At 72.0% G+C, this 21,288-nt stretch carries 19 protein-coding genes; 4 read left to right on the forward strand and 15 right to left on the reverse strand.

Annotation, left to right across the window (positions count from 1 at the left end; translation table 11 throughout):
- Window positions 1-189 precede the first annotated feature (189 nt).
- Together HZZ10_RS11605 and HZZ10_RS11610 are read right to left on the reverse strand one after the other, a co-directional pair.
- Window positions 190-1,218 (reverse strand): LacI family DNA-binding transcriptional regulator, encoded by a 1,029-nt coding sequence (locus HZZ10_RS11605; protein ID WP_228087477.1) that lies wholly within the window; start codon window positions 1,216-1,218, stop codon window positions 190-192.
- Window positions 1,219-1,309: 91 nt separating this feature from the next.
- Window positions 1,310-2,830 (reverse strand): sugar ABC transporter ATP-binding protein, encoded by a 1,521-nt coding sequence (locus tag HZZ10_RS11610; RefSeq protein WP_179913627.1) that lies wholly within the window; start codon window positions 2,828-2,830, stop codon window positions 1,310-1,312.
- Between the two features lie 238 nt (window positions 2,831-3,068).
- Between HZZ10_RS11610 and HZZ10_RS11615 the strand changes: the two genes are divergently transcribed.
- Together HZZ10_RS11615 and HZZ10_RS11620 are read left to right on the forward strand one after the other, a co-directional pair.
- Window positions 3,069-3,398, forward strand: a complete 330-nt coding sequence (locus HZZ10_RS11615) for an ArsR/SmtB family transcription factor (RefSeq protein WP_179913628.1) — start codon at window positions 3,069-3,071, stop codon at window positions 3,396-3,398.
- A 63-nt stretch (window positions 3,399-3,461) separates the two neighbouring features.
- Window positions 3,462-3,983, forward strand: coding sequence for an SRPBCC family protein (locus HZZ10_RS11620; RefSeq protein ID WP_179913629.1), 522 nt, complete (start codon window positions 3,462-3,464; stop codon window positions 3,981-3,983).
- Between the two features lie 314 nt (window positions 3,984-4,297).
- On the opposite strand, the gene HZZ10_RS11625 is transcribed toward HZZ10_RS11620, so the two are convergent.
- From HZZ10_RS11625 to HZZ10_RS11670, 10 genes are all read right to left on the reverse strand, one after another.
- Window positions 4,298-4,696, reverse strand: a complete 399-nt coding sequence (locus HZZ10_RS11625) for a VOC family protein (protein ID WP_179913630.1) — start codon at window positions 4,694-4,696, stop codon at window positions 4,298-4,300.
- Window positions 4,697-4,788: 92 nt separating this feature from the next.
- Entirely contained in the window at window positions 4,789-6,417 is a 1,629-nt protein-coding gene (locus tag HZZ10_RS11630; RefSeq protein WP_179913631.1) for a SulP family inorganic anion transporter, read from the reverse strand.
- Window positions 6,414-6,803: an ArsR/SmtB family transcription factor gene (locus HZZ10_RS11635; RefSeq protein ID WP_179913632.1), complete on the reverse strand. Its 390-nt coding sequence runs from the start codon at window positions 6,801-6,803 to the stop codon at window positions 6,414-6,416. The genes HZZ10_RS11630 and HZZ10_RS11635 overlap by 4 nt, the downstream gene beginning before the upstream one ends.
- An 80-nt stretch (window positions 6,804-6,883) precedes the next feature.
- Window positions 6,884-7,492 carry a DUF1294 domain-containing protein gene (locus HZZ10_RS11640; protein ID WP_179913633.1) on the reverse strand — a complete coding sequence of 203 codons (609 nt, stop codon included), beginning with the start codon at window positions 7,490-7,492 and terminating at the stop codon, window positions 6,884-6,886.
- A gap of 82 nt (window positions 7,493-7,574) precedes the next feature.
- Window positions 7,575-8,810, reverse strand: coding sequence for a glycosyltransferase family 2 protein (locus HZZ10_RS11645; RefSeq protein ID WP_179913634.1), 1,236 nt, complete (start codon window positions 8,808-8,810; stop codon window positions 7,575-7,577).
- A complete protein-coding gene (locus tag HZZ10_RS11650) occupies window positions 8,807-9,682 on the reverse strand; it encodes an ATP-grasp domain-containing protein (protein WP_179913635.1) in 876 nt (291 codons plus the stop codon). The genes HZZ10_RS11645 and HZZ10_RS11650 overlap by 4 nt, the downstream gene beginning before the upstream one ends.
- Window positions 9,679-10,605: a PIG-L deacetylase family protein gene (locus HZZ10_RS11655; RefSeq protein ID WP_179913636.1), complete on the reverse strand. Its 927-nt coding sequence runs from the start codon at window positions 10,603-10,605 to the stop codon at window positions 9,679-9,681. Before HZZ10_RS11655 ends, HZZ10_RS11650 begins: the two co-directional genes overlap by 4 nt.
- 243 nt (window positions 10,606-10,848) lie before the next feature.
- On the reverse strand, window positions 10,849-12,084 hold the full coding sequence (locus HZZ10_RS11660; protein WP_179913637.1) for a hypothetical protein: 1,236 nt from the start codon (window positions 12,082-12,084) through the stop codon (window positions 10,849-10,851).
- Window positions 12,085-12,182: 98 nt separating this feature from the next.
- Window positions 12,183-13,856, reverse strand: coding sequence for an ABC-F family ATP-binding cassette domain-containing protein (locus HZZ10_RS11665; RefSeq protein WP_179913638.1), 1,674 nt, complete (start codon window positions 13,854-13,856; stop codon window positions 12,183-12,185).
- Between the two features lie 27 nt (window positions 13,857-13,883).
- Window positions 13,884-14,894 (reverse strand): Acg family FMN-binding oxidoreductase, encoded by a 1,011-nt coding sequence (locus HZZ10_RS11670; protein WP_179913639.1) that lies wholly within the window; start codon window positions 14,892-14,894, stop codon window positions 13,884-13,886.
- A gap of 132 nt (window positions 14,895-15,026) precedes the next feature.
- Between HZZ10_RS11670 and hrpB the strand changes: the two genes are divergently transcribed.
- A complete protein-coding gene (gene hrpB, locus HZZ10_RS11675) occupies window positions 15,027-17,558 on the forward strand; it encodes an ATP-dependent helicase HrpB (RefSeq protein WP_308507562.1) in 2,532 nt (843 codons plus the stop codon).
- A gap of 52 nt (window positions 17,559-17,610) precedes the next feature.
- Here hrpB and crcB read toward each other — a convergent pair whose 3' ends face one another.
- Both crcB and HZZ10_RS11685 read right to left on the reverse strand, forming a co-directional pair.
- The gene (crcB, locus tag HZZ10_RS11680; RefSeq protein ID WP_179913640.1) at window positions 17,611-18,000 is read right to left on the reverse strand and encodes a fluoride efflux transporter CrcB; all 390 of its coding nucleotides are present in this window, start codon (window positions 17,998-18,000) and stop codon (window positions 17,611-17,613) included.
- The gene (locus HZZ10_RS11685; RefSeq protein ID WP_179913641.1) at window positions 17,997-18,488 is read right to left on the reverse strand and encodes a fluoride efflux transporter FluC; all 492 of its coding nucleotides are present in this window, start codon (window positions 18,486-18,488) and stop codon (window positions 17,997-17,999) included. The genes crcB and HZZ10_RS11685 overlap by 4 nt, the downstream gene beginning before the upstream one ends.
- Before the next feature lie 237 nt (window positions 18,489-18,725).
- Here HZZ10_RS11685 and HZZ10_RS11690 point away from each other — a divergent pair, with 237 nt between their 5' ends.
- The gene (locus HZZ10_RS11690) at window positions 18,726-20,552 is read left to right on the forward strand and encodes a BCCT family transporter (protein ID WP_179913642.1); all 1,827 of its coding nucleotides are present in this window, start codon (window positions 18,726-18,728) and stop codon (window positions 20,550-20,552) included.
- A gap of 166 nt (window positions 20,553-20,718) precedes the next feature.
- On the opposite strand, the gene HZZ10_RS11695 is transcribed toward HZZ10_RS11690, so the two are convergent.
- Window positions 20,719-21,096, reverse strand: a complete 378-nt coding sequence (locus HZZ10_RS11695; RefSeq protein ID WP_179913643.1) for a VOC family protein — start codon at window positions 21,094-21,096, stop codon at window positions 20,719-20,721.
- Window positions 21,097-21,288: the final 192 nt, after the last annotated feature.

A 21,288-nucleotide genomic window follows, 5' to 3' on the forward strand; every position in this document is an offset into this window, starting at 1 on the left:
TCCGGCGAGGTGGTGTGAGCGCTCACATCGAACGTCACGCCTGGTCCCGACGGTGATCGGGGAGTGGGGTTGCCGGCCCTGCGATGTCTATTGTTAGCGCTCACGGCGGCGAGGGCAAGACCCTCTGGTCACGTTCGGGTCACGAAATGTGAGCGCTCACAGTTGCGTTCCTTCGAGAGCCCAGGAGGGTCAGGGTCGGGCGTGCCGGGGGCTCGCTGTCGACTGACGGACGACCAGCTCAGGGGTCACGTGGTCGACCGCGGCTGAGCCGTCTGCCTCGATCGCGGCGAGCAGGCGCCGCACGAGCAGCGTGCCGAGCGCCTCGAAGTCCTGACGGACCGTGGTGAGCGGCGGTCTGTAGTGCGCGGCCTCCGGCAGGTCGTCGAAACCCACGACGCTCATGTCGTCAGGGACGCGCAGACCTCTGTCGCCGAGGGCGTGCACGAGGCCCAGGGCCATCGAGTCGTTCGAGGCGAAGACGGCCGTGCACGAGGCGTCGACGGCGAGGTCGAGCCCGTAGGCGTACCCGCTCCCGGGGCTCCAGTCGCCGTGGGCCAGGCCTGTCGCGGGCAGGCCCGCTGCGGTGAGGGCAGACTGCCATCCCCGCACCCGTTCGAGGGAGTCGGGAGACGTCGCCGGCCCGGCCAGGTGTGCGATCGCCGTGTGGCCCAGGGAGATCAGGTGCTCGGTCGCGAGCCTGGCACCCTCGTGCTGGTCGATCGCGACAGACTCGCCCGCGGCCGACCGGGTCGCGTCGACGGTCACGACGGGGACAGCCGACTCGATCTCGTAGCTCGCGCCGACCACGGCGCGGTCGGCTGCCACGAGCACGATCCCCTCGACGCTCTGGCGTACGAGGGACTCGATCGCCTGGCGGACCTCGGTCACGTCGGGGGCGAGCATCGCGATGGTCAGCACGGAGTAGCGGGCCCGACGGGCCGCCTCGTTGACGTGCAGGGCGATCGACGACGGCCCGTAGTCCACGCCGGCGGTGACCACGAGGCCCACGAGCCTGGACCGCTTGGTCACCAGGGCGCGGGCTGCGGGGGAGGGCGCGTAGCGCAGCTGGGTGATGGCCTGCTGGACCCTGTCGCGGGTGGACGCGCGGACGTTCGGCATGTCGTTGAGGACGCGTGAGACCGTCTGGTGCGAAACTCCGGCGAGCCGGGCGACGTCGAAGATCGTGGCCGAGCGCGTGGTCTTGTCCTTCTCGTTCAAGAGGTCCGTTCCGTCCGGCACCGGGTCGCGGTGCCATCGATCGTCGCCGGGCCAGCCATGGCGTCGCGCGGGCGCGTCCAGCCGGGTCCGGTCATCGAGGAGCCCTGTCGCCGTAGGCGATGAGCGCGAGCACAGAGTCCAGGGTAAGGCCATCGTTCGTGACGTCGGCGACCAGCACGCCGTCGCGCATCACGACGATCCTGTCGCTCATCCGCAGCCCCTCCTCGAGCTCGGCCGAGACGAAGACGACAGACATCCCGTTGTCGGCCAGGTCGGTGACGAGCTTCTGCAGCTCGACCTTGGCGCCGATGTCGATGCCGCGGGTCGGTTCGTCGAGCACGAGCAGCCGGGGCGCTGTCGCGAGCCACCGGGCCAGCAGGACCTTCTGCTGGTTGCCCCCGGACAGCGTGCCCGCCCGCACGCTCGGGTCGGTCGGGCGGATGTCGAGGGACTCGACGTAGCTGGTGACGAGCTCGTCGCGGTGCTCGCGGGACAGCGGTCGGTGCCAGCCGCGCTGCGCCTGGAGGGCCAGCACGATGTTGTCGGCCACGCTGAGGTCGTCGATGATCCCGTCGTGCCGGCGGTCTTCGGAGGAGTAGACCACCGCCGAGCGGATCGCGTCCCGGGGGCTGCGGAACTGGACCGGCACGCCGTAGACGTCGAGGGTCCCGGTGTCGGGGCGGTCGGTCCCCGTGAGCAGCCGCACCATCTCGGTGCGCCCGGAGCCGAGGAGCCCGGCGACACCGATCACCTCGCCCTCGTGCACATCCAGGTCGAAGGGGGCGACGGCGCCCTTGCGGCCCAGCCCGCGGGCTCGGACGAGCGCCGGACCGTCGTCGACGTCGCGCGCCTCGACCTGCGCCGCGACCTGGGCGAGGGCCGTCGCACCGGTGCCGACCATCTTGTGGACGAGGTCGACGCGGAGGATCTCCTGCGGCAGGTACTCCCCGACGAGGCGCCCGTCGCGCAGCACGGTGAGCCTGTCGGAGATCTCGTAGACCTGCTCCATGAAGTGCGAGACGAACACGACGGCGATCCCCGCGTCGCGCAGCCGGCGGACCGTCCTGAACAGGGTTGTCACCTCGCCGGGGTCCAGGCTCGACGTGGGTTCGTCGAGCACGACCACGCGAGGCTGGACGGCTGTCGCGCGGGCGATCGCGACGAGCTGCTGGACGGCGAGGGGGAGGCTGCCCAGGCGCGCACGGGTGTCGAGGTCGACCTCGAGGGCGTCCAGGGCCGCGCGGGCGCTCGTGTGCATCGCGCGGGTGGACAGCAGGCCGAGCCGGCTGGGCTCCTGGCCGAGCATGATGTTCTCGCCGACCGACAGGTTGGGCAGCAGCTCGAGCTCTTGGTAGACCGTGCGGATGCCGAGTCGGATCGCGTCCGCCGGTCGGGTGATCTCGGCCGATGCCCCGTCCACGGTCACCGAGCCGGAGTCTGCGGGACGCACACCCGTGAGCACCTTGAGCAGCGTCGACTTCCCGGCGCCGTTCTCGCCGAGGAGGGAGTGCACCTCGCCGGGGAACAGTCGCAGCGAGACGCTGTCGAGCGCGAGGGTCCCCGGGAACGCCACGGTGACGTCGTGCATCTCGACGATCGGTGCGGGTGTCATCTCGGGTCCCTTCTCGCCTCGGGGCGCCGTCGCACCGATCTGCTGTCGGTCCAGGGGGTTGGCCCGGCGTCGTCGCCGCGCGTCCGTCCGTGCGCAGACCTGGAGCGCGGAGGTGCTGGTCATCGTATACGGAGCGGTCCCGAGGTCGACAGCCTGCGGCGCGGCGGGTGGGGCGGCTCTGGTGGGGCGCCCACCAGCCTCTTGTGCGTGACCCACGTCACGCGTAACGTACAACTTTATGGTTGTAGATCAGTCGAGCGACGCAGAGGTCGACAGGGTGTTCCAGGCCCTGGCCGACGCCACTCGCCGGGACATCATGACGCGGGTCGTCGAGCACGGGCAGTCGGTGTCGGTGCTCGCACAGGACTACGACATGAGCTTCGCGGCCGTGCAGAAGCACGTCGCTGTGCTCGAGCGCGCGACGCTCGTGACCAAGCAGCGCAACGGACGGGAGCAGATCGTGCACGGGAACCTCGACGCGATCCGACGGGCGGCACGCCTGCTCGAGGGCTACGAGCAGATCTGGCGCCTGCGCGCCGACAGGATCGACGACCTGCTCGCGGAGTAGGCCGGGCAGCAGCACATCACCACCACCATCACCGCACGACGACGACCGAGAGAAGGACGCACCATGCCTGTCATCAGCAGCCACAAGGACCCCTCAGCGCTCACGCTGACCATCGTCTCGGAGCACGACGCGGACGTCGCGCGCGTGTGGCAGATCTGGGAGGACCCCCGCCAGCTCGAGCGCTGGTGGGGACCGCCTACCTGGCCCGCGACCTTCGACCAGCACGAGCTCGTGCCGGGCGGGCGGTCGACGTATTACATGACAGGTCCCGAGGGCGAGAAGGCCGGCGGATGGTGGAAGATCCTCTCCGTCGACGCGCCGCGGACCTTCGAGTTCGAAGACGGCTTCGCCGACGACGGCCAGGGCGTGCCGACGACGGACACCACCCGTGCCGTGGTCACCCTCGAGGAAGCCGACGCCAGCGACGGCCCTGGCCCTGCCGACGGCGCCAGCGGTCGCACCCGCATGACCATCGTCACGACCTTCGCGAGCCTCGAGCACCTCGACGCCCTGGTGACCATGGGCATGGAAGAAGGCATGCGCGAGGCCATGGGCCAGATCGACACCGTCCTCGCCGCCAGCTAGCACCCCGGTCGCAGGGACCGACGAGCTCGTACGCATCGCGACCAGGTCTCACCCACCCGCACGAGGTCGCACGCTTCTCCGCGAGGTCGCACTCAACCCCACGAGGTCGCACAGACTCGCCAGCGTCGCCCCTGATCCGGGCGGGTCTGGCGTGTCAGTGCGACCTGGGCAGTGATCGTGCGACCTCGTGGAGAGATGCCCTGGCAGCGGCCCGACGGGAGGACGGACGCGATGCTCGCCGTGCGGTCCTCGCCGTGCGGTCCTCGCCGTGCGGGACACGACGGGATCGCGAGCAGGCTGAGCCGAGACCCCCGCTACTCGTCCCGCGAGGACAGCACGCAGAACTCGTTGCCGTCGGGGTCGGCGAGCACCTCCCACGTGACCTCGGGTCCTTGCCCGACGTCGGCCCGGGTCGCCCCGATCGACAGCAGCCGGGCGATCTCGGCTTCGCGGTCGTCGCTCGTGTGCGGGGCGAGGTCGAGGTGCAGCCGGTTCTTGCCGGTCTTCGGGTGCTCGACCGGGACGAAGACGAGCCCGGGCGGCACCTGCTCGAAGGGCAGCCGGCCACCGAGCTCGTCGGCCCACGGCGGCACGAGCGCGACCTCGTCGTCCGACTCGTAGGTGACGGTCCAGCCCAGAGCCTCCGCCCACCAGGCGACCAGCGCCCGGTGGTCGTGCGACTCGACCACGGTCGAGTACCAGCGCAGTGCCATGTCAGATCCCCTCGTCGACGGATGTCAGCATCGGACCACCGTGGCACGAGCCTGTGACAGCTGCCACCAGAAGCTGTGACCGTCAGGGGGCCTCAACCCTCACGTCGCTCGACCACCACGTGCCCGCGCGCGTGGGCGACGGCAGCGTCGAGATCGGTGTGCAGGTGGTCCGGGTGGCGGGAGGCTGTGACGTCGAGCCTCTCGAGCAGCGCAGCGTGCTCAGCACGGACTCCCTTGACGATCACCGTGGTCCCGTCGCGCTCGATCGTCTCGACGAGCCCTGCGAGAGCCCGCGCCCCTGTCGCGTCGAGCAGGCGCAGGTGCGACAGGCGCAGCACGACGACGTCGACCTGGCCGAGCTGCGTGATCTCGTCGACGAGGCGGTCCGACGCCCCGAAGAAGAGCGCTCCGTCTACGCGGACGAGGGCGATGCGCTCGTCCCCGGGCTGTGCCGGTCCGGGGAGGACCTCGCGGGTGACCGCGGCCGTCCTGCTGAGGTTGCGCAGGGCGAAGAAGGCGGCCGCGGCGAGGCCGACCAGGACGGCGACCACGAGGTCGACGGCGACCGTGACGACCGCCGTGACGACGAAGACCGCGGCGTCGGCGCGGGTCGAGGTGAGCACGGCCCGCACGACCGTCGGGCTGACCATCCGGGACGCTGTCGCGAGCAGGACCCCGGCGAGCGCGGCGAGCGGGATGTGGCTGACCACCTGGGCGGCGAGGTACACGATCGCGAGCAGGGCGAGCGCGTGGACCACGGCTGCGGCCCGGGTGCGCGCGCCGGCGCGGACGTTGACGGCGGTCCGGGCGATGGCCCCGGTCGCGGGCATCCCCCCGAACAGGCCCGAGGCGACCGACGCGAGCCCCTGACCGACGAGCTCACGGTCGGCGTCGACCCGCGGTCCGCCGGACATGGTGGTGGCGACCCGGGCCGAGAGCAGCGACTCGATCGCCGCGAGCGCGGCGACGGCCAGCGCGGGTCCGAGGAGCTCGACGGCGCCGGAGAGGTCGGGGAGCGTCGGGGCGGGCAGCGAGGACGGGATCGCGCCGATGGTCTGGACGTCGGCCCCCGTCCAGGTGCACAGAGCCGTCGCCGCGGCGATGGCCACGAAGGACGCGGGAACCCGGGGCGCGAGCCTGTGCAGAACGAGCATGAGGGTGATCACGCCGAGCGCCACCCCGACCGGGAGCAAGGCCGCGGGCCAGGCAGCGCCGGTGACGGCGTCCGCGGCAGCGACCGCAGCGTTCGTGCTGTGCGAGCCCCCGTGCGACCCGACGGCCGCCGGGACCTGCTGGAGCGCGATGATCACACCGATCCCGACGGTGAAGCCTTCGATCACGGGCCACGGGATGAACCCGACGGTGCGGCCCAGCTGGAAGACCCCGGCGAGGACGACGAACACCCCCGCGACGACGCTCACCGCGGCGACAGCCCCGACCCCGTGGGTCGCCACGATCGGCGCGAGGACGACGACCATCGCCCCCGTCGGCCCCGACACCTGCACGGGCGAACCGCCGAAGACCGCAGCGACCAGCCCGGCCACGATGGCCGTGACGAGCCCCGCCTGCGCGCCGACGCCCGAGCTCGCCCCGAAGGCGAGGGCGAGCGGGAGGGCGACCACGCCGACGGTGATGCCGGCGAGCAGGTCCGCCCTCCAGGAGGTCCGCAGGTCGCGGTAGTCGTCCAGGCTCGGTAGCAGGCGCCGGAACGAGCCCCTCACGGTCGCACGTCGGGTGCAGGTGCTGCTGCCGCTGCGGCGATCTCGTCGGCGAGGGGGATGTTCGACGTCGACGTGTCCAGCACCTTGCGCAGCAGGACCCGGGCGACGGCGAGCAGCTCGGCGACCTCGGCGAACTCGAGCCTGTAGTAGACGATGCTCGCGCGACGCTCCGAGGTGACCAGGTGGTAGCGGCGCAGGACTGAGAGGTGCTGGGAGAGGTGCGAGGCCTGCAGCCCGGTCTGCTCGAGCATCTGCGCGACCGAGACCTCGTCGGCCGACGCCAAGATCTCCAGGATCCGGATGCGCAACGGGTGGGCCAGGCCCTTGAAGAGGTTCGCCTTGATCTCGTAGACCGGCCGGTGCGCGTCCCCGATTCCTGAATTCATGGATCCATCATATCGACGGGTCCTGGAGGTCCGTAGGACCCTCGGCCCGTACGCACCGGTCGCCGGAGAAGGTTGGGCGCTCAGACCAGCGGGAGCCACCACCGGTCGACCGCCACGGCTCCGACTACGAGGACGTGGACGACGACGGTTCCCCAGAACGCCGCCTGGAAGCTGCGTTTGACGGTCTTGTGGCGCAGCGTCTCCTGGGCGACGACAGCTCCCGGCCAGCCGCCGACCAGCCCGAGGAGCAGGAGCGTCGACTCTGGCGTGCGCCACCGGCGGGCCACCGCCGCCCGCTTGTCCCGCCAGTACGCGACGAAGGTCACGAGGCTCGCAGCACCGTAGGCCCCGAGGACCCAGACAGGCAGGTCTCCTGCGGTGGTGGCCAGGGCGAGCCCAGCACACCACAGGGCGACGAGCACCCACGGCCACCCCCGGCGCCGGGGTCCACGGCGTCCGCGAGGTGGCGGACCGTCGAGCCGCACGGTTGTCGCCTGCTCCCGGCCGTCACGGCCGGGGCCGGTCTCGAAGGTGACCCGAGACCCGACCTGCGGCCGTCCGGACCTGCGGTCGTATTCCGAGATGTGCAGGAAGAACCTGTGCCCAGCCGGGTCGGACTCGACGAACCCGAAGCCGCGCTCGTCGTCCCAGGTGGTCAGGCGTCCTGACCTGCGCTGATGTGAAGGCATCGGACGATGGTAGCGACGCGCGGCTCCACCCCAGCGGCCCGGCGACCAGGTTCACCCGGTCGCTCTGCCTCGTGCCGCTGCCTCACACCCGTACCCCGTCCGGGATCCCCGTCCTCGACGACACCCCGGTCCGCTCGAGCTTGTTCCACCGCGACGGCCGCCGGCGGACCTGCTGGACGATCGCGGTGATCATCACGGCGTTCATGACCGTCGAGTAGAGCGGCATGACCACGAGCACGTAGAAGAACCGCAGGTCGCGCATCGACCCGTTGAGGGCTGCGGACACGACGACGGACAGCACGGGGTAGAGGAGCAGCACCCAGGCCAGCATGCTCGCGGGTGTCCCGTACAGGGTCGTCGAGTCGTCGAGCGCCATCCCGATGATCACGACGAGCGCGACCATCTGCAGGATCGGTGCGACGACCATCGACAGCGCGTTGACCGCCAGGTACGGCCCGACGATCCCGTGCCGCGTCCGACCGATCATGTCGCGGTGGATCCACAGCGTCTGCAGGTACCCGCGCGCCCAGCGCACACGCTGGCGCCACAGCGGACGGATGCCCGCGGGCACCTCGGCATAGACGATGGCCTCGGGCTGGAAGGACACCCTGTAGCCGGCGCGCCTGACCCGCCAGGTGAGCTCGAGGTCCTCGCCGAGGAGGCCCTCGGTGAAGCCGCCGATCTCGTCGACCACGTCGCGGCGGACCGCACCGCAGTTGCCGGAGACGATCGTCAGGCAGTTCACCTGCGCGAGCGCCCGGCGGACCATCGCGGTCACGTGGGTGAGCAGCGTCAGCAGCCGTGGTTGCAGCCTGTCGAGGTTGACGGGTGCGTCGTTGCCGCAGACCGCACCGACCCGTGGGTCGTCGAAGCCTCGCAGCATCCCGCGGATGGTCCACCCGGAGAACACGCCGTCGGCGTCGACGAACATGAGGATGCTGCCGTGGCTGCGCGCGATACCGCGGTTGAGCGCGGCCGCTTTCCCGGCGTTCGCCTGCGACACGACGACCACCCCGGGCCGCCCAGCGAAGGACTGCATGACCTCCCACGTGTCGTCGCGAGAGCCGTCGTCGACGAGCACGACCTCTTTGTGGAGGTACCTGTCGGCGAGGATCGACTCGACGCAGCGCCTCAGCACCTTGCCCTCGTCGAAGGCCGGCACGATGACCGACACGAAGGGGTTGGCTGGGACCCGCAGCGGGTCGGGCGGCCGGTGCGCGTGCGCGACGAGTGCCAGCGGCAGGTAGGCCGCCTCGACGAGCGAGAGCACGACCGCCGGCAGCACGAGGAGCTGGAGCACCAGCGTCCAGCCGCTCACCGGGTGGCCAGGACGCGGTAGTGGTCGAGGATCCCCGTGCAGATCTCGGGCACGTGGGCGCTGTGCGCACCGAGTCGCGCGTTGATCTCCAGGACCACGACGCTGCCGTCGTGGCGGCGGCGCACGTCGACGTCGGCGGGACCGGTCAGCCCGATCGCCAGGACGGCTTCGGAGGCAGCAGCGACCACGTCGGCAGGGTGGCCGGGCGGGAGCCGGCGGACCGACGTCCCGTTGCCGACGTCGCCCTGGGCGAGCGCGGTCTTCTCCAGGACCGCGACGACGTCGACCGTCCCCCAGTGCGAGGAGACGAGCAGGTCGACCGCGTACTCGGTCCCGGGGGCGAACTCCTGCACGATGCTGTCCGACGTCAGTCCGAGCGGCTCCGGGTGCGGGTGCACGACGACCCCGCGGCCACCGCGGCCGTGGCGCGGCTTGGAGACGAGCGGCCCGTCGTAGCCGGCCAGCGCACCTGCCGCGGCCGGCCAGCCCGAGGACCCGAGGGTGCTGGCGGGCACCGGGACCCCGGCCTCGAGCAGCACCCTGTAGGTGGACCACTTGTCGCTCGCGATCGACACGGCGCTCCTGGGCCCGATGACGACGGACCACTCGCGGGAGGTCTCCTGGAGGGCGGGCAGCGTGAGCTCTTCGCTGACCGTCGGGATGATGAGGTCGGCCGACCAGCAGTGCGCCGCGGCGAACAGCGCGTCGGGGTAGGTGGGGTCGAGGGACGGCGGGACGCGCAGCACCTGGAAGGGGCCGTCGCCTGCGGGGTTCATGTCGACCCCGAGGACGTCGTGCCCGCGCTCGACGAGCTGCCGGGCGACGCTCGCCCCGGCCGGCCCGCGGGCGCCGGTGACCACGACGCGCCTCACGGGAGCACCGTCGTCATCGAGGCGAGCACGCGGACGGGTTCGTAGCCCTCGGCGTGACGCACCTTGGCCTGCCCGCCACGGTAGGAGGCTGTCGCCCGGATGCGTTCCCCGGTCATGTACGGCTTGTCGCTCTGGTCGCGGTGCGTCGCGATCGCGAGGACCTTGACGTCCACGTAGCCGCCGACGTCGACGAAGACCGTCGGGCGGAAGCGAGTCGTGGCAGACGGGCTCTCGTAGCAGAGCAGCGTGGTGTGGAAGCGCGCGGCCCGCAGCGTCGCCAGGTGCACCGCCTTGTGGTCCTGGTGGGAGTCGTTGGAGGAGTGCGTGAGGATGATGTCGGGCTGCAGCCTGGACACGAGCTCCTCGATCGCCACGACCATGTCGCTGCTCGTGTCGGAGAGCCGGGTGTCGGGGAAGTTGAGGACGGTGACGGACTTCGCGCCGAGGAAGTTGCCTGCGGAGATGGCCTCGGAGGGTCGGACTCCGGTGCCGCCGCGCTCGCCGTTGGACATGACCAGGCCGTGCACCTCGTACCCGGCGTCGATCCAGCGGGCCAGGGTCGCGCCGCAGCCCAGCTCGAGGTCGTCGGGGTGCGCCCCGACGGCCAGCACGCGGCGCGGGCGGGCCACGACCTCGTCGTCGGGCGGGGAGATCATCGTGCCGCGCACGACGACCAGCAGCAGGATGATGCTCGCCCACCCGAAGACCTGGACGACCATCGAGGTCGGTCCGGTGAGCGCGGAGTGGTGCCAGACGGTGCACAGGGTCGCGGCGGGGACGAGGATCGCGGCCGAGGCGAAGGCCGTGCGCCGGACGATGTCGGGGTGGGTGGTGTGGCGGCGGAGCCAGCGCGCGCTGAGGAGCGCGCCGGCGGCCGTCCCGAGCAGGGCGAAGCAGAGGAGGGTATGGGCGAAGAGCACCATCGTCGGTGTCCTTTCGGGGCCGGTGCACCGTCTCAGGGCGCGCCGGAGGAGCGGAGGTGGGGTGGCGGCCACGGCACGACGGGGGAGGGGGCACGTGGTCCGGCCGGAGAGGTCACCTGGGTGACCCACGACGGTTCGTCAGGGAGGGTGAGGGCTGCGCAGCTGCGGTGCTGCGTGCGGTCTCCGGGGAGGGAGGTTCACGCCGTGGGGAGGACGAGGGCGCGGGCTCGTGGGGGTGCTGACCTAGGTGCGGTCGTCGTCGCTGAAGGGGTTGGAGCCCTGCGCTGCGAGCACGAACCAGGCTGTCGTGCCTGTGTGCAGGGCGTCGTAGATGGTGCTGTCGCCGCCGGCGGTCCCGTCCTGCGTGGCTGCGGGGATGCCGCGGGGCGTGCCGTCAGGGCCGTCGGCCTGGGCCGAGGTCACCGTCCCGAGGAGCTCCTCGGCGAGCGCGGCGTCGCGCTCGAGGTCGCGGACCCGCAGCGCGCACGCCAGGTGCGCGGTGCCCTCGAGCCACACGGTGCCGCTCGGGTCGGCGCCGTCGCCGACCGTGGCGCCGCGCTGACCGTCGTCGCCGACGAGCAGGTTCTCGGTCGCCCAGTCGAGAGCGCGGGAGGCGTCGTCGCCGGGGAGCACGAGGGAGGCCCACGCCTGGACGTCCTCGGGGACGTAGTCGTCGGTGTTGGTGGTCTCGCCGTCGGTCTCGGTCCCGACCCAGAAGTGACCGGTGCTCGGGTCCTGCAGGCTGGTCACGACGGCGAGGGCGGAGGAGGCCCGGGTGCCCCAGACGGGATCGCCTGTGGCCTGGGCGAGCATGAGGAAGAAGGCGGCGACGTCGATGTTGTGCTCCGACGACTTCCACAGGACCGGGTCGCCGTCGTCGCCGAGACCTCCGGTGTACCCGCCGGCGCCGCGGTCGTCGGCGGTCACGGTGTGGATCCAGGTGCCCAGGCGCACCGCTGCCTCGAGGGTGGCGGGGTCGTCCTCGGCCGCGTGCACCTGCAGCAGGGCGAGCCCGGCCCAGGCCATGTTGCCTGTGCTCGTGGCGTCGGTGAGCGAGCCGGGCTCGCCGCCGGACGGCGCCGTGCACGCGTAGGCGTTGCGCAGCCGGCCGTCGGCGTCGGGGTCGGACTGCTGGAGGGAGACGAGCGACGCGGCGAGGGTCGTCGCCCGAGCCAGGTCGTCGCGGGTGCCGCGGGCCGTGTAGGCGATGGTCGTGACGGCCACGTCGTAGACGTAGGACGCGTCGGGGGAGTCCTCGGCCGGGACACCGCTGAGATAGCTGGGCGGCAGGCGGAGGTCGTCGCCGGTCCCGCACCTGTCCATCGCGTCGTCGAGGAAGGCGTAGGCGTCGGTGACGTCGGCTGACGGGGCGCTGCACGAGGTGACCGAGGAGGCCAGGACGACCGAGGTCACGGCGGCGATCCAGTGGCTCGCCGTGCGCGCCGACGGTCGCGTGCTCGCGCTCGTCAGGGTCGCCATAGTCGTCACAGTAGCCAGCGGATGTGACCTGCGCCACAAAATCTCACGTCGGCACCGGGTGGAAAACCTGGCGAGCCATGACAGCGCCCCGACCGAGGTCATGCGGGACTGTCGGTGACCTGGCCCGCGTCGACCGACCACCGGCGGTCCACCCGCACGGCGTCGAGCATCCTGCGGTCGTGCGTGACGAGCAGCAGCGTGCCGTCGTAGGAGTCGAGGGCCTCCTCCAGCTGCTCGATCGCCGGCAGGTCGAGGTGGTTGGTCGGCTCGTCGAGGACGAGCAGGTTCACACCCCGGGCCTGCAGCAGGGCGAGGGCAGCCCTCGTCCGCTCCCCGGGGGACAACGACCCCACAGGACGGCCGACGTGGTCCCCGCGCAGCCCGAACTTGGCCAGCAGCGTCCGGACCTCGGCCTCGGGCCAGTCGGGCACCTGACGGGAGAAGGCGAGGGCGAGAGGCCCGTCGTCCCCGAGCTGCGAGCGCGCCTGGTCGATCTCCCCGACCGCGACGCTCGTCCCGAGGGACGCCGTGCCGTCGTCGAGCGGCACCCGACCGAGCAGCACACCCAGCAGCGTGGACTTGCCGGCGCCGTTGGCCCCCGTGATCGCGATCCGCTCACCGGACTCGACAGCCAGCGTCACCGGACCGAGCGTGAAGCCACCCCCCTCGGCGCCGCCCTCGACGCCCGGCGTCCCGAGGTGCACCACGGCTCCGGCGAGCGAGGCGACCACGCGCGAGCCTCGCGGGGCCGCCAAGATCTCGTAGCGCAGCTCCCACTCCTTGCGCGGCTCGACGACCTCCTCGAGGCGCTCGATCATCTTGTCGGTCTGGCGCGCCTTCGACGCCTGCTTCTCCGAGCCCTCGCGGTGCGCGGCCCGGATGAACTTGTCGGGGTCGGACTTGCGGGCAGCGTTGCGCACGCCCTTGGCCATCCAGCCCCGCTGCATCCGGGCACGCGCCTCGAGCCCGGACTTCTTGTCGGCGTACTCGTCGTACTCCTCACGGGCGTGGCGGCGCGCTGTCGCACGTTCCTCGAGGTACGCCTCGTAGCCACCCGAGTAGACGGACACCTGCTGCTGCGCGAGGTCGAGCTCGACCACCCGGGTGACGCACCGGGCGAGGAACTCGCGGTCGTGGCTGACCACCACCACCGCGGCCCGCTGGGAGGCGACGAACTCTTCGAGCCTGCGCAGCCCGTCGAGGTCGAGGTCGTTGGTCGGCTCGTCGAGCAGCAGGACGTCGAAGCGCGAGAGCAGCAGCGCGGCCAGGCCCACCCGGGCCGCCTGACCACCCGAGAGCCCCGTCATGAGGTGCTCAGGGTCGACGTCGAGCCCGAGGTCCGCGAGGACGGCCCCGAGCCTGTCGTCGAGGTCCGCGGCGCCGATCGCCATCCAGCGGTCGAAGGCCACGGCGTAGGCGTCGTCGGCTCCGGGCTCCCCGGCACCGAGCGCCTCGGTCGTCTGCTCGAAGGCCGCCTGAGCCTCGGCGACCCCGGTGCGGCGCGCCAGGTGTGCGCGGACCGTCTCGCCCGCGACGCGCTCGACCTCCTGCGGCAACCACCCGACGATGGCGTCGGCGGGGGAGAGCGACACCGAGCCGGCCTCCGGCTGCGCGGCGCCCGCGAGCAGACGCAGCAGCGTCGACTTCCCGGCACCGTTGGCCCCCACCAGCCCCACCACGTCCCCGGGGCTCACGACGAGGTCGAGCCCCGAGAACAGGGTGCGGTCAGCGTGCGCGGCACCGAGCCCGCGGGCGACGAGAGAGGCAGTCATGGGGTGAATCCTCTCATCGCCCGGGGATCACCCGCTGCGCGTCTGCGTCCCCGTCACAGGCCGCCGCGACGACCTCGGCCCGGGCTCGCCGTAGCCCAGCTGGACGAGCATCTGCGGGGCACCGACGAGCCCGAGCGAGCGGACCACCTCGTGCCGGGTCGTCGGGTTCTCCAGGACAGTCGTCGCGAAGGACGCCGCCAGCCCGTGGACCGAGGCTGTGAGCAGCATGCGACTCAGCGCCCTGCCCGCCACCAGCCAGTCCTGGGCGGTGTCCGCGGGCGTCGTGAGCAGCGCCAGGACAGCACCGTGCTCCTGCGCGTCCGGACTGCCCCGACCCTGCGCGTCCGCGCTGCCCTGCTCCTGCGCGTCCGGACTGGCCCGGAACCGGTCGGTCAGACGCCGCGACCCCGCTCGTGCCTCGCGTGCCGGGCGGTTCTCCCACCCGTCCGCGACAGGTACCCCGTCCTCACGCCCCTGCGCAGGACCCGACCACACGGCCTCCTCGGTGGTCCCTACCTCGTCCTCCGAGGCCAGACGCTCAGCCCGCTCGACCTCCCTCAGCACGATGCCACGCGCCGCGCTCGAGGCCGGCAGCAGCACCAGATGAGCCTGCGCGTCGGCGACGACAGCCTGGAGCGACTGCGCGACCGCACCATCCACGGCCAGGTCGTCGAGCAGCGTACGGCTCGTCCGCCTGTGCACAGCAGCCACCGACAGCTCGAGCTCAGACGCGCTCGGTGCAGGGCCCTGAGACAGCACGATCCGCGCCAGCCGCCCCTCAGGCCCGTCGGGTAGCAAGACCACCTGCGCGTCGAGCCCCTCCCGGCGGGCAGCCACGACAGCGTGGTCGACGAGCGCCCCACAGCTGATCGTCGCCTCACGCCCCTGCGGGTCCGTATGACGCAGGGTGCGGGCCGGGTCGGCCCGCACCTCGATCGCGTCACCACGCACCGTCACCTGCCACGGCTGCGTGTTGTGCACGCTCGGCGCCCGCACAGCAGTCGCCAGCACCCGTTCGATCACCTCGGTCGAGAGCATCGTCGCTCCTCCTCCGCTCGTTCTCCCCTGTCCGCCGAGCGTCCCACCGGTCACAGGGGCTCGACAGTGCCGAAGGTCCCTCTCGCAGGTCAGCGGCACCACACCCGTCTGCGCACAGGAGAGAATGCTCCTGTGCCCGCCGACCCGATAGCCCGACTGCTCGCCGACCCACCCGACCTTCCGGTCCGGTCCGCGCTGCCCGCCCTGGCAGAGGCCGTGCGGAGCAGCGGAGCTGTCGTCGTGCAGGCACCGCCCGGGACCGGCAAGACGACCCTGGTCCCGCCCGCGCTCGCGGACCTGCTCGGCCCTGGGAGGGTGGTCGTCACACAACCTCGCCGGGTCGCGGCCCGCGCTGCCGCGCGCCGCCTCGCCCAGCTGCTCGGCGAACCTCTCGGCCAGACCGTCGGCTACTCGGTGCGCGGGGAGTCGACGACGAGCGCCTCGACCCGTGTCGAGGTCGTCACCACGGGTGTGCTGCTCCGGCGGCTCCAGCGCGACCCTGGCCTGGACGGGGTGACCGCGGTCGTCCTCGACGAGTGCCACGAGCGTCAGCTCGACGCCGACCTCGCGCTCGCCCTCCTCGTCGACGTGCGCGCGAACCTGCGCGAGGACCTCGTGCTCGTGGCGATGTCGGCGACGGTCGAGGCCGAGCGCACGGCCGCCGTCGTGGGTGGAGCAGGGCCGGCTGTCCCCGTGGTCACCGTGCCGGGGGCGCTCCACCCGGTCGCCCAGGTGTGGGCCCCGCCGCCGTCCCGCGTGGTGGCCCTCGACGACCGCGGTGTCACCCCGGCCTTCCTCGACCACGTGGCCGCCACGACGCGGCGTGCGCTCGACGAGCGTGAGGGTGACGTCCTGGTCTTCGTGCCCGGAGCGCGGGAGGTCGACGTCGTCTCGCGGCGGCTCGCCGGGGTCGACGCCGACGTCCGTCCGCTGCACGGCAGGCTGCCCACAGCCCAGCAGGACCTGGCGCTGAGCGCCGGACCGCGCCGACGGGTGGTCGTCTCGACGGTCGTCGCCGAGTCGTCGCTCACGGTCCCCGGTGTGCGGGTCGTCGTCGACGCAGGGCTGTCCAGAGAGCCGCGGGTCGACCACCGGCGCGGGCTCTCGGGACTCGTCACGGTCCGCGTCAGCCGGGCCTCGGCCGAGCAGCGCGCCGGTCGCGCCGGTCGTGAAGGCCCGGGTGCCGTCTACAGGTGCTGGACGGAGGCCGACCACGTGCGGCTCCCGGCGCACCCCGTCCCGGAGATCCTCACGGCCGACCTCACGTCTTTCGCGCTCGAGCTCTCTTGCTGGGGATCGCCCGACGGGTCGGCCCTCGCCCTCATGGACCCACCGCCGCCCGCGGCGAGCGCCGTCGCACGCCAGACCCTGGTCGGGCTCGGCGCGGTCGAGGAGGACGGCACCGTCACGGCGCGCGGTCGACGGATCGCCGGTGTCCCCGTCGACCCGCGGCTGGCCCGCGCGCTCCTCGACGGCTCGGACGTCGTCGGCCCGCGCGCCGCAGCCGAGGTCGTCGCGCTCCTGTCCGAGGACGTCCGCGCTCCCGGCGGCGACCTCGTCGCCGCGGTCCGCGGGCTGCGGGCGGGGTCTGTGCCGTCGCCGACGTGGCGCGGTCAGGTCTCCAGGCTCGAGTCGCTCGCCCGCCGGTCCTCGGGCGGGGCGGCGCGCACCCGCTCGCTCAGCCTCGACCTCACGGTCGGCCTCGTGGTCGCCCTCGCCCACCCGGACAGGATCGCGCGGCGACGTCCGAACGGCTCGACGTACCTCATGGTCTCGGGCACCGGCGCGGCCCTCGCCCCGGGGTCGGCGCTCAGCGGGTACGACTGGATCGCGGTCGCCGACGCCGACCGCGGCGCAGGCCGCCGCGACGCGACGGTCCGCTCTGCCGCGCCCCTCGACGAAGACCTCGCCCTCGACGCGGCGTCCTCGTCCCTGCACGACGACGAGTCCGTCACCTGGACGTCCGGCCGCGTCGTCGCCCGGCGCACCACGTCGCTCGGCGCGATCGAGCTGACCTCCGACAGGCTGACCGACCCGCCGCGTGAGCGGGTGGTCGCCGCGGTCCGCGATGGTCTCGCCCGCGACGGCCTGGGCGCCCTCCCGTGGAAGGACTCGGCTGTCGCGCTAAGGGCCCGCCTGGCGTTCCTGCACGGCGCGCTCGGCGACCCGTGGCCCGACATGAGCGACGAGGCCCTGCTCGACGGGCTCGACAGGTGGCTCGGGACCGACCTCGCCCGGGTGCGACGCGCCGACGACCTGCGCCGCATCGACGTGACGTCAGCCCTGCGACGGCTGCTCCCGTGGCCCGAGGCCGGGCGCCTCGACGAGCTCGCACCCGAGCGGGTGCCCCTGCCCGGCGGGGGCAGCGTCAAGGTCGACTACTCGGCAGACCAGCCCGTCGCCGCGCTCAAGGTCCAAGAGGCCTTCGGGTGGCGCGAGGCACCACGTCTGGCGGGCGGGCGGGTCCCGCTGCTGCTCCACCTGCTGTCCCCGGCGCGGAGACCGGCCGCGGTGACCGCTGACCTGGCGTCGTTCTGGGCGACGGGCTATCCGCAGGTCCGCGCCGAGCTGCGCCGGCGGTACCCCAAGCACTCCTGGCCCGAAGACCCCTTCGCACCAGGCGTCGTCGCCGCGCAGCCGCGTCGGCCGGGGCGGGGCGGGTAGCGGGGCACCGGTCCGGTCGCCCCACCGAGTGGGGGACGACGCTCCAGCGCGTCTACCCCCCGAGCCCGCCGAGCCACAGGCCGAGGCCGGCTGCGGCGACCGACGCGGCGAGCATCCCGAGGCCGGCGAGCAGGGACGCGGCGTAGCGGCCAGCCTGGAGCAGTCGGACTGTCTCCATGCTGGCTGTCGAGAAGGTCGTGTACCCCCCGAGCAGACCTGTCCCCAGGACGAGGACGAGCTCGTCAGAGGCGAGGTGGGTGAGGCCGAGGCCCGTGAGCAGCCCGAGGAGCAACGAGCCCGTGACGTTGATGATCATCGTCCCCAGCGGATAGTCACCGGAGGTCCGTGACCTCACGAGCCCGTCGAGGACGAAGCGGCAGGCTGCGCCGAGCCCTCCTGCGAGCGCGACGGCGAGGAAGAGGAGTGGGCTGACCTCGCTCATGCAGACCTCCGGCTGCGCCTCGGTCGTCGGAGCCAGGAGGCCAGGGCGATGCCGGTCCAGGTCGCGAGGGCGCCGAGCAGCAGCGTCCCGAGGGAGTAGAGCACGGCCAGCCCAGCCTGACCGTCGCCCACGAGGCGAGCTGTCTGCGTCGCGAGGGTGCTGTACGTCGTGTAGCCGCCGAGGACACCGGTGCCCAGCAGCAGACGCAGGTGACGACGGCGGTCGTCCTCAGGACCGCTGCGCACGAGGGACTCGAGGAGGACACCGAGGGCGAGGGCCCCGCTGAAGTTGATGCAGAAGATCACCACGTCGAGGCTGCCGGTGACCGGGAACGCGAGGACGAGGAGCTCACGCAGCGCCGCGCCGAGCGTCCCGCCGACGGCGACGAGCGCGACGCTGGACCAGCGCAGGTGCTGGGGGACTGCCCGGGCGGCCGCGTCTGTCGCATCCGTGTCGAGATCGGGGTCGACGGGCCGGTCGTGCGTCACGTCCGACCTCCTCGATCCTGTCCGGTGACTCCTGGCGCGAGTGCGGAGTGCGTACGCGCGCAGCCGCCCGAGTGTAGCGCCGACCCCTGTCGTCTGCTCACGTGTCCGCGTGGTCCTGCTCCGGCGGCAGCCGTGAGCCGGGCGAGCCCAACGACAGAGCCGTAGATGTCGCGAGTGAGGCGATGCTCACGTACTCTCCGCATGCCGCTCGGAGCCTGAACCCCTAGGGTTCACGCCATGGAAGGTACGAGCAAGAACGGAATCCACCGGGCGGTGTTCTGGCCCGCGGCCATCATCGTCCTCGTCTTCGCGGCGCTCGCGATCATCGCACCTGAGGCCTCAGAACGAGCCTTCGCCTCGGTGCAGGGCACGATCGTCGCCAACTTCAACTGGTACTACGTCCTCATCGCTGCGGCCTTCGTGGTCTTCTGCCTGTGGATGGGCTTCAGCCGATTCGGCGACATCAAGCTGGGTCGTGACGACGACGAGCCGGAGTTCTCGGTCCTGTCGTGGTTCTCCCTGCTGTTCGCCGCTGGCATGGGCATCGGTCTGGTGTTCTACGGCGTCAGCGAGCCGCTGAGCCACTTCGTCTCCCCGCGCCCCGGCGTCGAGGGGACACCGGCGCAGCTCGCACAGCAGGCGATGTCGCAGACGTTCCTGCACTGGGGTGTGCACGCCTGGTCGATCTACGTGGTCATCGGGCTCGCCCTGGCCTACGCGATCCACCGCCGGCGCCGCCCCATCTCGATCCGCTGGACCCTCGAGCCGCTGCTCGGACGCCGTGTCCGCGGTCGCTGGGGTGACGCGATCGACGTCATCGCCCTCGTCGGCACGCTCTTCGGCGTGGCGACCTCGCTCGGTCTCGGGGTCTTGCAGATCAGCGCGGGTCTGGACAGCGCCGGCATCGTCGAGCCGACGCAGACGATGGACGTCATCCTCATCCTCATCATCACCTGCTTCGTGCTGTTCTCGGTCGTCTCGGGCGTCACCAAGGGCATGAAGTGGCTCTCGAACGCCAACCTCATGCTCGCGGCCGTGATCCTGGCCTTCGTGCTCTTCGCCGGGCCGACGCAGTTCCTGCTGCGTGAGTTCGTCCAGTCGATCGGCACGTACCTCCAGGGGTTCATCGGGGCCTCGCTCAACGTCAGTGCCTTCGCCGGCGCGGACGGCGAGGCCTGGCAGGCCAGCTGGACGACGTTCTACTGGGGCTGGTGGATCTCGTGGGCGCCCTTCGTCGGTGTCTTCATCGCGCGGATCTCGCGTGGTCGGACGGTCCGTCAGTTCGTCGCGGGTGTCATCCTCGTGCCGACGATGATCACCGCCCTGTGGTTCGCGGTCCTCGGCGGTGCCGCGCTCAAGATGGAGCTCGACAACCCCGGCAGCCTCACCGAGGGTGGCCAGGTCAACATCGAGGGTGCGCTCTTCTCCCTCCTCGACCAGCTGCCCGGCGGCTCGGTCCTGACGATCGGTGCGCTCGTCCTCATCGCGATCTTCTTCGTCACCTCGGCGGACTCGGGCTCGCTCGTCATGGGCATGCTCGCCTCGGGCGGCGACCCGGAACCGCGCCGCTGGGTCCGGGTGTTCTTCGCCTGCGCGACGTCGCTCCTGGCCATCGCGCTGCTGCTCTCGGGTGGTCTCGAGGCGCTCAAGACCGCGGCGATCATCATCGCGCTGCCGTTCTCGGTGATCATGATCGGCATCTGCTGGTCGACGTACATCGCGTTCTCCCGGGAAGACCGGGCGTACGCGAAGGCTCGCCGGGCGGCGTTCCTCAGCCACATCGGCGACTACTACGGTCTCGAGGTCGACGCACCGCTCGAGCGTCCTGCGGTGTCGCCCTTCGCGAACATCATCGCGAAGGTCAAGGCGACCACGCACCGCAGCCACGAGCCACGGGCCGGCGGGGACACGAAGACCCGCAGCCGTGACGGGGTCCCGGCCGGCCAGGCCGAGGCGCTGCGCACGACTCCCGTCGCGGACATCGCGATCGAGCCCGACCCCGGCGCGCCGGCGATCGAGGACCTTCGGGGACCTGACGAGGGTCCGACCAGCGACAAGTCCTGACACGACGGTCGACGCCCGAGGGCGACGACCCGACCCGGTCCTCGACCGGTGACAGCATCACAGACGCCCTGCGACCAGACCGGTCGCAGGGCGTCTGTCGTCTCTGCAGCCGTGGCTGTCGGGGAACCTCACGCGAACGGCTCGCTGAAGGCTCGCGCAGCAGGGTCTAACCCTCGGTCGGCTGCCCGATGACCGAGAGGATGTTCCCGGCCGGGTCTGTGAACCACGCGATGTCCGGGCCGCGCCCGCGCATGATCCCGCGGTCGTCCACGCCCTCGTAGCGGATGAACGTCACCCCGCGCCCGAGGAGGTCGTCGACGGCGCTGTCGATGTCCTCTACGGGGAAGTTGAGGATGGTGTGCTCGGCGGGGTGGTGGGTGTCCTTGGGGTACACGAGGACGTGGGCGCCGCTGCCCAGGTGGAGCTCGAGCATGCCGTGGTCGTCGCCGGTGACCTCGATCCCGAGGACGTCGGCGTAGAAGCTGCGGGCTGCGGCGGTGTCGTCGACGGCGAACCCGCAGAACGCCTGGTCTGCACTGAACATGGTGGTCCTCTCGGTGGTGCCTCGTCCGAGGTGTCTGGGGGCGCGGTCGAGCCCCTGAGGTCGAGGCTAGCCCTTGCTAGCCCTTGCTAGCCCTTGCTAGCCCTTGCTAGCCCTTGCTAGCCCTTGCTAGCCCTTGCTAGCCCTTGCTAGCCCTTGCTAGCCCTTGCTAGCCCTTGCTAGCCCTTGCTAGCC

Origin of the sequence: Sanguibacter inulinus, assembly GCF_013415325.1 — a bacterium.
GTDB lineage: Bacteria > Actinomycetota > Actinomycetes > Actinomycetales > Cellulomonadaceae > Sanguibacter > Sanguibacter inulinus.

Bases quoted from the DNA above. Each gene is read 5' to 3' on its own strand.
- HZZ10_RS11695 (WP_179913643.1), bottom strand. From the start codon at position 21,096: ATGTTCAGTGCAGACCAGGCGTTCTGCGGGTTCGCCGTCGACGACACC.
- crcB (WP_179913640.1), bottom strand. From the start codon at position 18,000: ATGAGCGAGGTCAGCCCACTCCTCTTCCTCGCCGTCGCGCTCGCAGGA.
- HZZ10_RS11625 (WP_179913630.1), bottom strand. From the start codon at position 4,696: ATGGCACTGCGCTGGTACTCGACCGTGGTCGAGTCGCACGACCACCGG.
- HZZ10_RS11635 (WP_179913632.1), bottom strand. From the start codon at position 6,803: ATGAATTCAGGAATCGGGGACGCGCACCGGCCGGTCTACGAGATCAAG.
- HZZ10_RS11610 (WP_179913627.1), bottom strand. From the start codon at position 2,830: ATGACACCCGCACCGATCGTCGAGATGCACGACGTCACCGTGGCGTTC.
- HZZ10_RS11620 (WP_179913629.1), top strand. From the start codon at position 3,462: ATGCCTGTCATCAGCAGCCACAAGGACCCCTCAGCGCTCACGCTGACC.
- HZZ10_RS11690 (WP_179913642.1), top strand. From the start codon at position 18,726: ATGGAAGGTACGAGCAAGAACGGAATCCACCGGGCGGTGTTCTGGCCC.
- HZZ10_RS11640 (WP_179913633.1), bottom strand. From the start codon at position 7,492: ATGCCTTCACATCAGCGCAGGTCAGGACGCCTGACCACCTGGGACGAC.
- HZZ10_RS11660 (WP_179913637.1), bottom strand. From the start codon at position 12,084: ATGGCGACCCTGACGAGCGCGAGCACGCGACCGTCGGCGCGCACGGCG.
- HZZ10_RS11665 (WP_179913638.1), bottom strand. From the start codon at position 13,856: ATGACTGCCTCTCTCGTCGCCCGCGGGCTCGGTGCCGCGCACGCTGAC.
- HZZ10_RS11655 (WP_179913636.1), bottom strand. From the start codon at position 10,605: ATGGTGCTCTTCGCCCATACCCTCCTCTGCTTCGCCCTGCTCGGGACG.
- HZZ10_RS11615 (WP_179913628.1), top strand. From the start codon at position 3,069: ATGGTTGTAGATCAGTCGAGCGACGCAGAGGTCGACAGGGTGTTCCAG.
- HZZ10_RS11670 (WP_179913639.1), bottom strand. From the start codon at position 14,894: ATGCTCTCGACCGAGGTGATCGAACGGGTGCTGGCGACTGCTGTGCGG.